Source organism: Moorena sp. SIO3B2 (assembly GCF_010692525.1).
GTDB classification, from domain to species: Bacteria; Cyanobacteriota; Cyanobacteriia; order Cyanobacteriales; family Coleofasciculaceae; genus Moorena; species Moorena producens.
Window position 1 is genome coordinate 1 of record NZ_JAAHHE010000157.1, and the last position, 14,849, is coordinate 14,849.

11 protein-coding genes and 2 pseudogenes are annotated in these 14,849 nt (G+C 42.9%); 4 read left to right on the top strand and 9 right to left on the bottom strand.

The features are described from left to right. Positions 1 to 298: 298 nt before the first annotated feature. Together F6K38_RS24895 and F6K38_RS24900 are read right to left on the bottom strand one after the other, a co-directional pair. Positions 299 to 1,081, bottom strand: coding sequence for an ABC transporter ATP-binding protein (locus F6K38_RS24895; RefSeq protein WP_008189402.1), 783 nt, complete (start codon positions 1,079 to 1,081; stop codon positions 299 to 301). After that, positions 1,066 to 1,608: a hypothetical protein gene (locus tag F6K38_RS24900; RefSeq protein WP_008189401.1), complete on the bottom strand. Its 543-nt coding sequence runs from the start codon at positions 1,606 to 1,608 to the stop codon at positions 1,066 to 1,068. The genes F6K38_RS24895 and F6K38_RS24900 overlap by 16 nt, the downstream gene beginning before the upstream one ends. Positions 1,609 to 2,406: 798 nt before the next feature. On the opposite strand from F6K38_RS24900, the pseudogene tnpC reads away from it, so the two are divergent. Further along, positions 2,407 to 3,887: pseudogene (tnpC, locus tag F6K38_RS24905) on the top strand (IS66 family transposase). 70 nt (positions 3,888 to 3,957) lie between these two features. Here tnpC and F6K38_RS24910 read toward each other — a convergent pair. Continuing rightward, complete coding sequence (locus F6K38_RS24910) at positions 3,958 to 4,848, bottom strand: alpha/beta fold hydrolase (protein WP_044495152.1); 891 nt, start codon at positions 4,846 to 4,848, stop codon at positions 3,958 to 3,960. Positions 4,849 to 4,991: 143 nt separating this feature from the next. Then, positions 4,992 to 5,618: a ribosome maturation factor RimM gene (rimM, locus tag F6K38_RS24915; RefSeq protein WP_008189395.1), complete on the bottom strand. Its 627-nt coding sequence runs from the start codon at positions 5,616 to 5,618 to the stop codon at positions 4,992 to 4,994. A gap of 662 nt (positions 5,619 to 6,280) precedes the next feature. On the opposite strand from rimM, the gene F6K38_RS24920 reads away from it, so the two are divergent. After that, positions 6,281 to 8,107, top strand: coding sequence for an ABC transporter ATP-binding protein (locus F6K38_RS24920; RefSeq protein WP_229414747.1), 1,827 nt, complete (start codon positions 6,281 to 6,283; stop codon positions 8,105 to 8,107). Between the two features lie 288 nt (positions 8,108 to 8,395). On the opposite strand, the gene F6K38_RS24925 is transcribed toward F6K38_RS24920, so the two are convergent. The 3 genes from F6K38_RS24925 to F6K38_RS24935 form a co-directional block, all read right to left on the bottom strand. Next, complete coding sequence (locus tag F6K38_RS24925; RefSeq protein ID WP_287294246.1) at positions 8,396 to 8,845, bottom strand: QcrA and Rieske domain-containing protein; 450 nt, start codon at positions 8,843 to 8,845, stop codon at positions 8,396 to 8,398. Between the two features lie 227 nt (positions 8,846 to 9,072). Next, positions 9,073 to 10,743 carry a cytochrome c biogenesis protein gene (locus F6K38_RS24930; protein WP_287357795.1) on the bottom strand — a complete coding sequence of 557 codons (1,671 nt, stop codon included), beginning with the start codon at positions 10,741 to 10,743 and terminating at the stop codon, positions 9,073 to 9,075. A gap of 44 nt (positions 10,744 to 10,787) precedes the next feature. Continuing rightward, entirely contained in the window at positions 10,788 to 12,563 is a 1,776-nt protein-coding gene (locus F6K38_RS24935) for a cytochrome c biogenesis ResB family protein (protein WP_287253890.1), read from the bottom strand. Positions 12,564 to 13,267: 704 nt separating this feature from the next. Between F6K38_RS24935 and F6K38_RS24940 the strand changes: the two genes are divergently transcribed. Continuing rightward, on the top strand, positions 13,268 to 13,729 hold the full coding sequence (locus tag F6K38_RS24940) for a pentapeptide repeat-containing protein (protein WP_008189384.1): 462 nt from the start codon (positions 13,268 to 13,270) through the stop codon (positions 13,727 to 13,729). A gap of 7 nt (positions 13,730 to 13,736) precedes the next feature. Here F6K38_RS24940 and F6K38_RS24945 read toward each other — a convergent pair whose 3' ends face one another. Beyond that, complete coding sequence (locus F6K38_RS24945; protein ID WP_008189383.1) at positions 13,737 to 14,168, bottom strand: hypothetical protein; 432 nt, start codon at positions 14,166 to 14,168, stop codon at positions 13,737 to 13,739. 17 nt (positions 14,169 to 14,185) lie between these two features. Beyond that, entirely contained in the window at positions 14,186 to 14,659 is a 474-nt protein-coding gene (locus F6K38_RS24950; RefSeq protein ID WP_008189381.1) for a thioredoxin domain-containing protein, read from the bottom strand. Between F6K38_RS24950 and F6K38_RS24955 the strand changes: the two are divergent. After that, a pseudogene (locus tag F6K38_RS24955) lies at positions 14,658 to 14,849 on the top strand (hypothetical protein); the annotation flags it as partial. The gene F6K38_RS24950 and the pseudogene F6K38_RS24955 sit on opposite strands and share 2 nt — an antisense overlap.

A 14,849-nucleotide genomic window follows, 5' to 3' on the forward strand; every position in this document is an offset into this window, starting at 1 on the left:
CTCCTGAAGGGCGGGGTTTTCACCCGCATCCGTTAGACAGTTAGACTTTTGAGGTTTTTATTCCTCGCGAAGTCCCCTACTCATACCCCTCTATTTTCTAGAGGCTCCTAGTAGGAACAAGCCGCACTAACTTCTGACTTGCGCGTAGTGCTATAACACAGGTCCTGGTCGTTGACTAGTAATTAGAGCGGCTTAGCCTAGAGCCATTCAACGTACAGCCGTTATGCCTAAAGCCATTCAACCTACAGCCAACGAACCTAACCAAATTCATAAATAAAAACAGTCTCTTGACCTATAGTCAACCTATTACTTGAATTGGACCGGTGGTACTGGCACTAAAGAATTGCTGCACTAGAGGATTATCTGTGGTATCTATCTCCCCAACGCTGCCAGACCACTGTACTTTGCCTTTGTAGAGGAAAACAACCCGGTCAGCGGTGCGGCGAATTGTACTCTCCTGATGGGTAACCATTAGGTAAGTACTACAAGCGTTTTCTTCCCGTTGTATCTGGCGCACTAAATCTTCAATCACTGTTGAGGCGATCGGGTCAAGTCCAGCGGTTGGTTCGTCGTAGAGTAACACCTCTGGGTTGTCCCTGGGATGATCAGGATTAGAAATGATAGCACGGGCAAAACTGACTCGTTTGCGCATACCTCCTGATAACTCAGCTGGGTAGCGGTCTCCAACACCAGATAACCCTACCATCTCCAGGCTTTGATTGACCAATTTCCTAATTCGATGATGTGGTAGTTTAGAATGCTGGTAAAGCAAGAAACCCACATTCTCTTCCACCGTCAGCGAGTCAAACAAAGCTGCCTGCTGAAATACCATACCAATGCCAATGGGGTCTTGAGCATCTTCTATTAAACCGGAGCGCCGTTGCCCTTTAACATAAACTTCACCAACATCAGCAGGTAGTAAGCCAGCAATAATCCGAAGAATTGTTGATTTGCCAGTTCCAGAAGGACCAATAATAACTAGGGCATCACCCTGATAAATTTTCAGATCCAACTGATTCAAAATGACATTGCTTCCAAAGGATTTGCTCACTCCCTTCAGTTCGATCAATGGTTCTGGCATCGGATATTTCTGACATTTTTCATTGTCTTCTCCATACAATGTATAACCTCTTCATCAAAAAGCACTACTTTTTGATAATCAGGAAATTCTCCTGTATGCAGGCGCACAGCCACTTGCCCTAACCCTTCACTAAAGAGAAGTTGCTTAAACAACAGGTTGTCTGTAAAGGACATAATGTGAGCAGCAATCGCGCACTCGCCTTCCCAGCCAAAGTCCACATCTAGTTTAACGTGATGCCTTTCATGAATACATCGGTAAATTAAGTTGACGTCCTTACCTAGTAGATCTGATTCATTATATTGGGCGCTGATTTTAACATTTCCTTGTTCAAAGTCAGCTTTGATGTCATTCAGACATAGATCTGGTCCTCTAAAGTAGGGTTGGTAGTCAACGTACTCAAAATTGACCCCTTGCAGTTCTACCTTTGCTAAGTCAATCACAAATTGACGAAACTCTCTAATTAAGGATAGAGGAGCTTCATAGGCTGGAGCTGTCATATAGCCCTTGGCTAATTCTTCAATTGTCATTATTATGATCTCCTCCTGTGCATAAATTACCTGCTAGGAATTTTTGTAGAACTTCTGCATTTACACTCTTATTAGAGGATAAGTGATATAGTCAACTTATTAATGGGGGGTGAACCCCCTGATAGGGTAAGTCCTATCTTGGCAACAAAGAGTTAAAGCTTCCGTGTTAAACTCGTAACACTTGGAAGCCAATTTTGGTTTCTTCTAAATTGTGATATTTCTTGACAATAAAGACGTCGCGACAACCACTTAAACAATCTTGAAGAATCAGCAAGATTTCAAAAAGCTTCCCGTGAATTTACTTAAAAGTTCTCTGGAATACTGCGGGAGCTTTACCTGATTTTTATTTCAGAGCCACCCTAGCTGGTTCTTTAAGCAATCTGACCCTGACAAGCGCTTTATTAATAATATCTGAATCATTCAAACCTCTTGAAGAAGCAGTTAAATTAACTCTTCCCGCTCCGGTCATCAGTAATAACACGTACATAGCTCATACTCACTCAATTTCGGTTACTTCACATTAATTCGTCCTAACAATCTATGCACCGAAAATCTAGCTGTTGATGCCATAATAACTATGTGCTTACGGCTAATCAACGATAGGATTGTCTATGGCTTGATAAATATCGCTTATTATTATTTATATCCAGAGAAAAGCCAATCTATAATCAGTGAATTTACGGAATATTATCTTGGTTTACAGGGAAAATGCCTAGTATTATCAATAGCTGTAAATGTGTAAGGATTCAGGTAGGGGCTTGACAAAGTCCGGGATGGAGCTGGAGAATCATCAGAAGAATGTGTAGCTTCTCACTAACCCCAGACACAGTTCAGTATAACCAGTTGTCCAAGGAAGAACTGGTGCAGCTGGTAGTGGAGCAAAAAAAACTGCGATTAGCAACAGCACTCACTGATCGAAAGCCTGGTTGAAGAAATAGAAAGACTAAAACTCAGCCGAGACCTAGACTCGAAAAACTCATCTCTACCACCATCAAGGGACTTGCTCAAAAAGCCCGAAAAGAAGCAGGACTTGCAGGATTAATCCGAGAGTCCAGGCAAAAAGAAACCCGGAGGGCAGCCTGGACACAAAGGAAAGACCCGCAAAGGGTTTGGACGAGTAGACCGCGCTCGTTATACTTAGTCCCCAGCAATGCCCTTCCTGCGGTGGGAGTCTGATGGAAACCCCTTCGGTCAAAGTCGAAACTCAACAAGTAGCTCAGCTGGTGGAGCGACCCATAGAAATCGTAGAATATCAACGCCACTATTGTCAGTGTATCGAATGTGGGGTAAGAGCTACGGTACCGTGGCCTGATTCGCTCATCCCTGGACAAGATTTGGGCGTGCGGTTGCAAGGATTACTCGGATGGCTGGGAAACTACGGACATCTGCCTTACTCCAAACAACTTCAGATGTTGTGGGAACTCGGTGGGATCAATATTGGAGTGGGAACGTTGGTGAACACCAACCAACGACTAGCAACGGCAAGCCAAGGGAGCGTTGAGGCTCTGAGAACCTGGGTGGCTGTTGAACAACCCAATCTGCACGTGGATGAAACGCCGTGGGCGGTCAAGGGCATTAAAGAATGGCTCTGGGTACTGAGCCATCCCCAGTTCTGTCTATTTCATGCTGGAGATACACGCTCGCGAGGGGAACTGATTAGCCAGTTGGGACAGACCTATGACGGGGTTCTGATTACGGATGATTACAGTGTCTACAATGGCTATGATGTCAAGGATCAACAGAAGTGAAAGCGCCCATCTGCGCCGTCACTTTCTCAGGTTAATCAAACAACCTGGACTTCACAACCGAGCCATTGGAGAAGCCTTTGTTGAACTGATTGATGAAGCATGCAGGCTGTTATCGTCTCTGGCAACAAACTGGAGATTCCACCGTAACCCATCAGTGGGTAAGAGAATTCAAAACGAAGATACAGACAACGGTTCAAACCTGGAGTTCAGCTGCTGGGGCTGAAGCGGGGAAACTTTTGCGCTCCCTCAAAGAGAAAGCCTCCCAATGGTGGTATTTTTTAGACCATCCCCAAGTCCCACCGGATAATAAAAAGTGCCGAAAGGTCTCTACGCTTGGCGGTAACTAAGCGTAAGGTTAGTGGTGGCTCTCGTTCCCTCCAACGATTCGAGCAGACCGCTAATTTACTCACCGTTGTCCAAACTTGTCGTTTTCAGGGACGTTCGGTGATGGATTTCTTTGAGCAAGCTCTGATGGCTGTTGCTGGTCACTTGCCCGAAGCTCCTTCTCTTATCCCTTCTCCCCACACCTGAATCCTTACGTAAATGTTAAAGTTTACCCTTCTTACTTACGTGCTTGACCCTGATTAATTCCTTTTCTATTTCACCAGCTAGATGACAACCAATCGAGAATCAGTGAATTTACGGACTCTGGGTTTTCGTCATGAGGGCAGTGACCAGCGTTAGGAATTCCTACAAATTTTACGTCTTTACCCTGATCACTCTGCTTTTGGAAGATGGTAGCACCAGAAATCGGTGTCCAAGGGTCTTCCTCTCCCCAAAGAATGAGTAGAGGACTTTGTAACTTAGGTAAAAGTTCACTAGGTCCAGGACCAGGAGGAGCAGTAAGAACTGATGCAAATACCTTTTGAGCCCCGGGATCACAAGCAGGCTGGTAGATTAAGTCTACAAGTTCATCTGTAATGGCATCTGAATCACAGTAGACTTGACGAAGGGTGCTGCGGATGCGATTTTTCTGGCGGATACGGTTAAACAGGAACGGTCCAAAGGTTGCAGAGTTCACTAATCTGGTGAAAGCTCCCATCACCAACCGCAAAGGTAGATTTAGCTCTTCAGGGCGGTGATTGAGTCCACCAGCACAGTTAATTAAGACACCACCAGCAGCAATCTCAGGATAGTTTGTTACCACCATCAGACTTAACAGAGCACCAATGGAGTTACCGATAAATACGGTAGGTTCGTTGATGTAGGTATCCCAAAAGTCCTTTATTTGTTGTTGCCACAACTCTACGGTGTAGGACAAGGCAGGTTTATCAGAACCTCCAAATCCCAGCAGATCGATGGCAAACACTCGATAACCCCCTGCGGCTAGGACAGGAATATTCTTGCGCCAATGTCCAATGGATGCCCCAAAACCATGAACCAACAGTAGAGGCTTACCAGTCCCCATTACGGTGTATTCAATTTGGTGACCTTGCCAGTTCCAAACATGGTTTTCCGTCCTGTGGTAGGGTATTAGTTTTTGTGTAGACACAGCTTTTTGTTAACTTTAATTAACTTACTCATTTTAATATTACTAAACATTTAGGTACTAAGTTGATTATGGATGATAAATTAGTTATAATTAATCGTTATCTTTTAATACGATTAAACATGACCTAGCAATGATTGATCAGGTCAAGGCTTCAATTCTAGTAAACCCGGAGGAGGCGTAATCTCAATCCGACCATTTTCGAGATCGACCACTGGTGCGATCGCTTTTACAAAGGGAATCAGTACCGTTGCTGGCTGTGGTTCCTTCTTACCTTTGGCTTGGCGTTTCTTGCTAGTTCGAGTGGGTGGTGGAGTTTCCGGCTGGGTTGGGGGCGGTTGCACTGAAGATAGCAATTTGACTTTCAAAAGGTCATTACCCGCTGGGATCACATCTACGACTACCCCCACAGCTTCACCGGTGAGTTGATTAAAGACTTCAAGGTCAATCAAGTCTAAGATGTGATACTCATCTTCCTCTAACTCTGGGCGATCGCTGGTTGGTACCAACAGTTGATAACCGCGCAACGCCTCTGCCTGATCCCGGTTGTCTACCCCTTTGAGCTGCACAACATATAACGCTTTACCAGGGACAAAACGCCCCCAGAGTAATTCTACAGGTTGGGGTGGATTATCCCCTGGTGGTTTTAACCAGCGCTGTCCTGGCTCCTCAAACCTTTCGGGAAAGTCAGAACTTGGATAGACTCGCAACTCTCCTTTTAACCCATGGGGGGAAACAATTCTACCGATTTCTAGCCAGTCTTCATTGGTCATTTGAGCATTTTTAGGTAAGTGAAGTAAGCACTAAGGGCAAGGTAGTACCATCATCCCTAAAGAGACCCGAGAGCGTGGATAGCGCGGACCTGTCATTTAATTTTATCCTGATTACCGGCATTTTGATCAGAAAAAATACTATAAAACACACCCTAAATGATCAGGATAGTAGTATATAAAAAAAATCCAATTAAATCGTAATTTTAGTCATTTTATATTGAACAAGATCTTGCTTGTTATTTTTAACTATACAATTACTCGTTTTTGGGGTTTTAATAATAACTAACTAATGAAACTAGATAAATTATAAATAGTTTGTGAACTATAACCTATACAGTATGCCGACACTAACAGGGCTTGTGGGCTTCTGGATTTTGAAAACTGGTTTATAGACGTTATAGATACTAACAGTCTAATCAGGGTTACTTCAATCAAGGCAATTGGCCATTAGCTCAGCTTCGAGAGCTTAATGACTTTGTGCAAGTAATTGAGATTGTCCAGCTTCTCCTGATGCTGCTCGGCAATGGCACCGGACTAGGACAATTGTCTAGATTTGACCAAATCTCAATCCTTCCTCTTATCTTTGACGACATCGTAAAGCTGATTTAAACTGAATTATTCATTTATCATCCTAATAATTTCAATACCAAATGGTTAGCTATTTGTCAAATTTTTTATACATTCTCGGAGAAAGAAAACTCAGACTAATCCCTCTTCTGTTATTAATCTTACTAACCTCCCTCCTGGATACTGTAGGTATTGGACTTGTCGGGCCATTTATGGGGTTAGCTACTAACCCAACTTTGATTGAACTAAATTCTCGGCTGCATTGGGTTTATGTCAAGTTAGGTTTAACTTCTGAAGTTCAGTTTATTGCCTTGCTAGGTTTAATTATTATTGTTGCCTTCTGGACTAAATCCTTATTAAGTTTCCAAGCTCAAAAATATATCTTTAAATTTAGCTTTACTCAATACGGTGAACTATCCTCAAATTTGCTCCATGCCTACTTGGTAGCACCTTACACATTTCATATTAGGAAAAATACGGCTTTTTTAATCAACACGGTCTTGGAAGAATCTGGAGTTTTTAGTGTCAAATTCATGATTCCTTTCCTAAAAACCGTAGCCAGTTTTATTATTATATTGTTTTTAGTTATTTTACTAATAATAACCGATCCGATCGCAACAATTACTCTAGCCTTGATTTTACTAATACCCTTGGGTATTATCTACCAATTTAAAGACAAAATTTCCGAATGGGGAAAAAAGGTATCTCAATCTAAGGAGGAAATGATTCGCATCATCAATCATAGCCTTGGAGGATTAAAAGAAACACGCATCATTGGTTGCGAATCTTACTTTGAAAGGCAAATGAGTGATCAAGTCGATCAACTGGTTAATGGCATGACATCATTTCATACTTTCCAAGCTTTGCCTCGCATTATAATTGAAGCAATTTTAGTGACATTTTTAGTAGCTTTTGTATCTATAGTCTTAGTCTTTAACCTTGGGACAGAAAATATTATCGAAGTTTTAGGTATTTTCGCTTTGGCTTCCGTGCGCATGATTCCAGCATTTAGTCATTTAACATCTAATATTGCTTTGATGCGAAACGCCAGCTATTCGATTAATAAAATATACTTGGATTTAAAAGAGTTAGAAGACATTGAAGTAGAGGAAATTTTTGAACCTAAATATTTATCAGATTTATCTCCCCTATCCAAGCCTAATACTCCCTCAGAGCAATTCAGTAATTTTGCAAAGTCTATTGACGTTAATAGAAGTCTATCACACCAGGATAATCAGATCGAAATTGATAGAATTACCTACCGATATCCCAAAGTTTTAGACCCTACTATTATGAACATATCCTTGACTATCAACAAAGGTCAATCTATTGCTTTAGTCGGTAAATCAGGCTCAGGTAAGACAACATTAGTTGATGTAATTTTAGGTCTCTTAGCACCTGAAAGTGGTGAGATTAGGTACAAAGGTAAATCCATATATAAGAATCTGCGTTCCTGGCAAAATTTAATTGGCTACATCCCACAGTCGATTTTTCTCATAGATGACACAATCGAAGGAAATATTGCCTTTGGTGTTCCAAAGCATTTGATTGATCGAGAACGATTAGATCAGGCTATCCAATCTGCTCAACTTGCGGAGTTTGTTGACCAATTACCTGAGGGAGTTAAATCTGTTGTTGGTGAACGGGGAGTGCGTTTATCTGGTGGTCAACGGCAGCGGATAGGAATTGCTCGCGCACTTTACCATCAGAGGGAAATTTTAGTCCTAGATGAGGCGACTTCTGCACTAGATAATGAAACTGAACACTTGGTTAATGAAGCAATTAAATCTTTGAATGGCACTAAAACGATGATTATTATTGCTCACCGTCTCTCTACTATTGAACATTGTGATTGTATCTATTTACTCGATCAAGGTCGTTTAGTGAAGTCAGGTACTTATCAAGACATCATTTTAAATTAACAAAGCCTTAATTTTTGAATTGGAAAAGAGCAGGAGCAGGTTAGTTATAGCAATTCTATCTCCCATGAGGTACAAACAGATCGGGTGCATCTCATATTTGTAAATGTTGCGTAGGGTGCGTTAGGGGGGCTCGCCGTCATTTTCAGCCTCGTAGCCAGCCTTGGGAAAGTCTGCCCCGTAACGCACCACGGGGTCAAACACCAAAAATGAGATGCACCCAACAGATCCCCCTAAATCCCCCTTAAAAAGGGGGACTTCAGCTGCAATATCAAACCTGCTCCTAAATGACTAGCTTACTTTTACCAAAACTAAATTATCTTCTTCCTTTGTTTCATAGCTTTTCAATGGTTTGTCTGCAGGTCCTTTCGTTACTTTGCCATCTAAATCAAATTTAGAACCGTGGCAAGGACAGGCAAATATCTTGTCCTCTTGCTTCCAATCCACGCTACAACCTTGGTGAGTACACCTAGGGTTCACGGCAACAAGACTATTGTTGCTCAGATTACGCACGACTAGAATATCTGCTATCTTGTCGCTAATTTTGCCTTTTTCTTCTAACTCCTGCACTGTGCCAACGGCTTTAAATCCATCCTCTCGCACCGACTTATCAATATTAGCAGTTTTCTTTTCTGTTGCTTTTGGCGGACTTTTATCAGGACTACAGGCGGCTAATGCTACTGGTAGATAAGTAGCCAATGCACCAACACCAAACCAGCCCATAAATTCACGACGATCCATAGTATCCCTCTATGTGGAAAACGATTTATTTTAATAATAAACCATAATCAAAAATTAATTATATTATCTCTCAAACCAAGAATTTTTAATCGAAAATATGACCAGCTAACTTAGGTTGATAATCTCTTCCTAATTAGTTGGTATTATGCATTTTTAGTTAGTTTTAATTAATTTTAATTATCTTTAGCCATAACTGGTTGCTTTTTACTCAACTGTTTCACTAGATTTTAACTAGATTTAGAGAGCAACCAACGGTTATGTCTGGTAGCGGCAGCTGCTACAAATAATAAGTCTAAACCAACGAGGGTCCCGACAATTAATTCTGAGCCACCAGTGCTAAATCCATAACTGTGTAAACCAGTCCCGAGAACAAAGTTAACGCCATACCAAGCCATCAACACAGCATTAAAACAAACTACACTAATGACTGCCATCCCAAAGTCTGCTAACCATCCTACCAGACGACCATGTAAGGGGACTATGTAACACATTAGGGCAATCAACGCCCAGGTTTCTTTGGGGTCCCAACCCCAGAAGCGACCCCAGGAGAAGTGAGCCCATATCCCACCGAGAATAATGCCAGTAGTGAGCAGTAAAACACCAATTTGTAGGACTCGATAGTTAAATTTTGATAGGTGGGAAATTCGTTGAAAGGATTGGGGAGCAAGTAGATAATGTCCTAGAATAATATGTCCTAATCCCATCGCTAAGGCAAAACTAGCATAGCTGAGGGTAATGGTGGGAACGTGGATACTGAGCCAGAAGTTGTCCCGTAGTACTGGTACAAGGGGGGCAATACTTGGATCTAGGACGGCTGGAAGACTGTCTGCTAGAAGAAGACAAAGGATTGATAAAGGAGCAGCGGCTAACAGATAGTATTTTGCTCGGTAGATTAGCTCAAATACTAGGGCGATGGCGGCAATCCCAAATCCAACCCACACTACGGATTCATACATATTGGTGACTGGGGGACGTCCGGCAATTTCCATGCGGGTGATAAATCCGTAGCCTTGGATGAAAAGACCTGTCAGGAAAATTCCTACTGCACCTGAGTAGAGGTCGAATTGTTTGAAGGATAATCCTAATAACAGGACTAGTAATGCGATCGCATAAATTTTCCAGGCTTTACTAAAGGGGCGAAAACTAGAGAAGTTAACTTCCCGTTGCAGCACGGAATCCTTGGGGTAAATTTCAGGGCTAAGAGCGGCTAACTCCTGATGTAGTGTTTCCGCAACTTGCCCAACCTCAAGAGTAGTCAGTAGGGGGTCTAAACGATAGGCTTGTTTGAGTGTTTGGTAACTTTGCTGTAGAGGGGTAATTTGTTCGTTGGTGTAATACTGTTGCGATTGAAGTATGCTTACCCAAGTGCCTTTACTATCGCTGGGATGGGGAACTAGGGGTAGCGTATCAGTACCTACCGTGCGTAACATTAATGCTAGTCTGTCTTCTATGGTGAGGGCTTCTCGTTCGTCTCTGGTCAGCTCAATGTTGTCGGCTTGTTTTTGATTGGCTTCCAGAACGATGGCACCTAGGTTGGAACTGACTAATTCTCGGAAGGAGAAGTATTTTCGTTCTAGGTCAAGACCAATTTTTTCTTTGAGGGGGCGGTAGGTCAGTAGAATGAAGGGTTCTTGGTTCCAGTCTCGGTTATTAAACCATAGGGATAGGTAGGTTTGGAGATAGTTGAGGGTTTGATTGTTTTCTAGGCGGTAGTTAGTTGAACCGTGGATTTTGGCTACGGTTTCTCGGGCTACGGTGTCTAAGGGTTTTTTGCGCCCATCAAGTTGGACAGCTAGGGTTTGTAAGGGGTCTAGGGGTGATGGTTGGAGTTGGGTTGGAGGTATGATTAGGATTACGATTCCGAGACAGAGTCCGATCAGGAGTTGGAGTGGTTTCATCAGAACACAGAAGTAAAAGCTAATCTGAACTAGAACAAAGTATGTTAGGGGGAATGATAATACAAGGGAACTCCGGACTCCTCTGGCTGGCGGCGCAGTTTTTTAGCTACCCCTCGACCATAGAACATGATGGTGATCCCACTGATTACTAGACCAGAGCCTGTCCAAGTTAAGGCAGTTACCCAGGCTGGTTCTCGCTTGATTTGTAGGGTTGATTGTTTTAAGTCACCGGGATTCCAGGAAGCTTGGGCTATTTTCCAGCCTTGATACCAGGTGGGATGGTTCATCCAAACGTTGCGGTGGGAGATGACATGGTGATCTCGGTCTTCGATCCTGATTTTGCTAGTCCACATGGCAACGGAATCACTGCCTTCATTGCGTTCAACGATGAAGTCTTCTAATGCGATCGCAAACGGCAGTTGCAAGAGTTTGGGACTAAAGGCAGCAAAGATTTCTCCTGTTGGTTCGTTAATCGTAGTCGGTTCGCCCCAGGGTAACCAGGTTTGGGTTCCGGTTTCGGTGCTGACTAATAAGGCTGGTACTCCCTTAGCGCTTGGGTCAAATACAGGTATGACCTCACGATTGATTTTGCCATGGGGAATATACTCGTCTAGGGTAATTTGGAAATCTGCCCAACCGGGACTGACAGCTTTTCCAACCTCTAAAGTCCCAGATTTAAATCCTTTCGAGGAATGGGCAGCGTAGAATAGCTGACCTGATTGAGTGACGATTACCCGGAAATAATCCTCTGATTCCTGGGGTTGAATGTTATAGCTAATCTCAATTCCTTCTAGGGGTTTTCCTGATACAACTGAACGAATTGGCGGAAAGTTTTCCTTTCCAAACACAAACCAGCGTTCAACCCCTTCTGGTGTGGATACCTCCAACTGTACTGCGGGATTTCTCAGTTGTTGGGAGGCCGTGGTCGGTTGGTTGTTGGCGTCTAGTCGGAAATCCGGCCAAAAATCGATTACTTTGACTGAGGAGTCTGGGGCTTGGGATGACAGAGCTTGTTTTATATCGATAATCTCTGTATCTATCTTGTCTGTTTCTTTTGACGTTACCTCGATGCTACCCCAAGGACTCAGGTTTTGTTGTTCAGGAGGGGATAGCAGAGATTTTCCTTTTCCTGTCGCTACCGTTTCGACCTGAATGATTTCTAATTCAGCTGGCCCAATCCCTACTTTGCTATAGGCTACTGGGGCTACAGCTAAATAGCGCTCTAGGGTTTGCCCCATGCGATCGCTTTTCAAGCGTAATCGCACAGCTGGATTATCTACTGCTAGATTATCTGCCGTTGCCCCTTCCGTAAAACTGACTGTTTTGATGGTATTGTCGCTGTAGCCTACCAAAGACAGTTTACCAATTTGCTTGGGGATGACTGAACCATCTGGCTTGATCAATACATCAGTCTGCTGCAACTGTGATGATGGTGTCATCACTTCCAACAATTCCCCTTCAACCCGAATCTGATTGCTCGAAGCCATATCGGTGCGCAAAGGTAACATGCCCTCTACACCTAAGTGGATTACAGCCGCTGAACCAGCGATAATTACGATGATACCAAGATGGGTCAAAGCAAAGCCGATTTTACGCGCACCTCGCCAGGGGTAGCGATACAGAGCTGAGACCGCTAGGTTGAGGGCTAGTAGGAACATTAAGGCCCCAAACCACGGACTTTTGTAAATCTCTTGTTGCACGGTAGTTGACCCGACCTGAGATTCGTAAAACGTCGCCCCAATTAAGATAGCGACAATCATACTAAGTAAAGGGACAGCTAGTTTAATCGAGCCAATAAATTTTAAGGTATGCTCAAGCATATAGCAATCCTAGGTTATTTGTGAACATACTGGTCAAGATTGGTAGCACACAAAATGGTTCAGTAACTATAAGGTAATCAGGAATAGTTTTTACCCAACATTTAGTACTTCTATCTATATAATACACCCTGGTATAAAACAATTTTATCAACACAAGCTTTTTCCTAAATTATGGTTTTTTTCGCTTTTTTAAAACTAAGCGATCGCTTTTACCAAAATGCCTTAACGTCATAACTCTCTACCATTAATTTAAATTAATACTGTATTAATTTATACATTTAGTATTTTGTAACCATTCAGCCGTCAGCTGTCAGCCGTCAGCTGTCAGCCGTCAGCTTATTTTATTCAAAAGCTATAGTTATTGTAGGGTGGGCAAATGACATAATTCCTGATTAAATTGTGATTGGCTTGGTATTTGCCCACCCTACTACTGAGAGCTGATAGCTGAGAGCTGATAGCTGAGACCTGATAGCTGAGACCTGATAGCTGAGACCTGAATGCTTACAGCATTTTTTTAATCTTAAAGGTGTACTAAATTAGTCTACTAATAGTCTACTAAATTAAACATTACTCAACTATTCCGTAAACGCGATCGCTAACATCAGACTTCGATACTGGCCATATTAGCGTCTGTATACAATCTCCCATCTGTAAGGAATTGTCACTAACACCAGACCGAATCCAGATCACGTTTGAGGTTATCTATGCTGTTGTACACTAGTCCATCTAGCCAACTTACCACAACCAATCCTGAGGAACTACTGAAGCGATATGCTAGGGGAGAACGGGATTTTCGGGGCATAAATCTGAGTGAGCAAATGTTGAGTTGGGTAGATCTTGAGGGGATAAATCTCAGTGCTGCTCAGCTTTATGTATCTATCTTAGAAGGCGTTAACCTTACCGAAGCGAACCTTACTAGAGCTAACCTCAGTTGGATAGACTTAACTGCAGCTACTTTAATCAAGGCAAATTTGACTGAAACTAACTTACACAAAGCCGATTTGCGTGAAGCAGATTTGAGTGGTGCTAACCTTCAGGGAGCAGATTTGAGTGGTGCTAACCTTCAGGGAGCAGATTTAAGTGGTGCTAACCTTAGTGGTGCGGACTTAACTAGTGCAGTCATGTCTCGTAGTTTTGATATCGGTATCTTAAAAGCAGCTTTCTAGACAGATATTATTTAAGGTTGAAGGGTTGTTCGCGTAGCGTGGCCAAAGGCCAAGGTTGAAGGGTTGTTCGCGTAGCGTGGCCAAAGGCCAAGGTTGTTCGCGTAGCGTGGCCAAAGGCCAAGGTTGAAGGCTTGAAGGTGGTTTGGTTGAAGGGTTGTTCGCGTAGCGTGGCCAAAGGCCAAGGTTGTTCGCGTAGCGTGGCCAAAGGCCAAGGTTGTTCGCGTAGCGTGGCCAAAGGCCAAGGTTGAAGGCTTGAAGCTTTAAAGTTGGTTTGTTTAAGCTTTAATAAGCTGTAACTTTCTAACCTGTAACTTTCTAACCTGTAACTTTCTAACCTGTAACTTTCTAACCTGTAACTTTCTAACCTGTAACTTTCTAACCTGTAACTTTCTAACCTGTAACTTTCTAACCTGCAACTTTCTAACCTGCAACTTGTCACCTATGGTAATCCTGTTTTCAGGATAATAGCTCTTGCAGCACTTTAGTGATAATTGGTTCAGGGATTTTGCCAACTAGGATTTCTGTCTCTTCCTGATTACTGTCTAGAAATGTGAATTGAGGCACACCAGTCACTCGGTATTTTTCAATGGGTTTAGCCCACTGGGGGTCATCTACATTTAGCATCACCCAATTGACGGTTTCTCCATACTGTTGGTGCAATTTGTTCAGGATGGGAGCCATGGATTGACAAGTGGTACACCAGTCAGCGTAAAATTCTATTAAAGTGGGCTTATTATTGCTTAAAGCAACCTCATAAGGGACGGATTGCTTTACCATTGTCTTGATTAGAGCTAACCCAGCCACGGTTGAAGTGCTAAGGCTAGATAGATCAGAACGAGTTAGGAAAAATGTTCCAGCTGCGAATACAACAGTGATTATTCCTACAACAATGCTGAGTTTTGCCCTGAGTTTTCCTTTCTCACTATTCATGATTACCTCTTGCCAAAGTATTCTATTAATCAAATATACCTCCCACACCTCCTTGTTCCCTGCTCCCGATTCCCGATTCCCGATTCCCGATTCCCGATTCCCGATTCCCGATTCCCGATTCCCGATTCCCGATTCCCGATTCCCGATTCCCGATTCCCGATTCCCGATTCCCGATTCCCGATTCCCGATT

Excerpts from the sequence above, each read along its gene's own strand:
- F6K38_RS24930 (WP_287357795.1), bottom strand. The coding sequence starts at position 10,743 with ATGAAACCACTCCAACTCCTGATCGGACTCTGTCTCGGAATCGTAATC.
- F6K38_RS24925 (WP_287294246.1), bottom strand. The coding sequence starts at position 8,845 with ATGGATCGTCGTGAATTTATGGGCTGGTTTGGTGTTGGTGCATTGGCT.
- F6K38_RS24935 (WP_287253890.1), bottom strand. The coding sequence starts at position 12,563 with ATGCTTGAGCATACCTTAAAATTTATTGGCTCGATTAAACTAGCTGTC.
- F6K38_RS24900 (WP_008189401.1), bottom strand. The coding sequence starts at position 1,608 with ATGACAATTGAAGAATTAGCCAAGGGCTATATGACAGCTCCAGCCTAT.
- F6K38_RS24950 (WP_008189381.1), bottom strand. The coding sequence starts at position 14,659 with ATGAATAGTGAGAAAGGAAAACTCAGGGCAAAACTCAGCATTGTTGTA.
- F6K38_RS24940 (WP_008189384.1), top strand. The coding sequence starts at position 13,268 with ATGCTGTTGTACACTAGTCCATCTAGCCAACTTACCACAACCAATCCT.
- rimM (WP_008189395.1), bottom strand. The coding sequence starts at position 5,618 with ATGACCAATGAAGACTGGCTAGAAATCGGTAGAATTGTTTCCCCCCAT.
- F6K38_RS24895 (WP_008189402.1), bottom strand. The coding sequence starts at position 1,081 with ATGCCAGAACCATTGATCGAACTGAAGGGAGTGAGCAAATCCTTTGGA.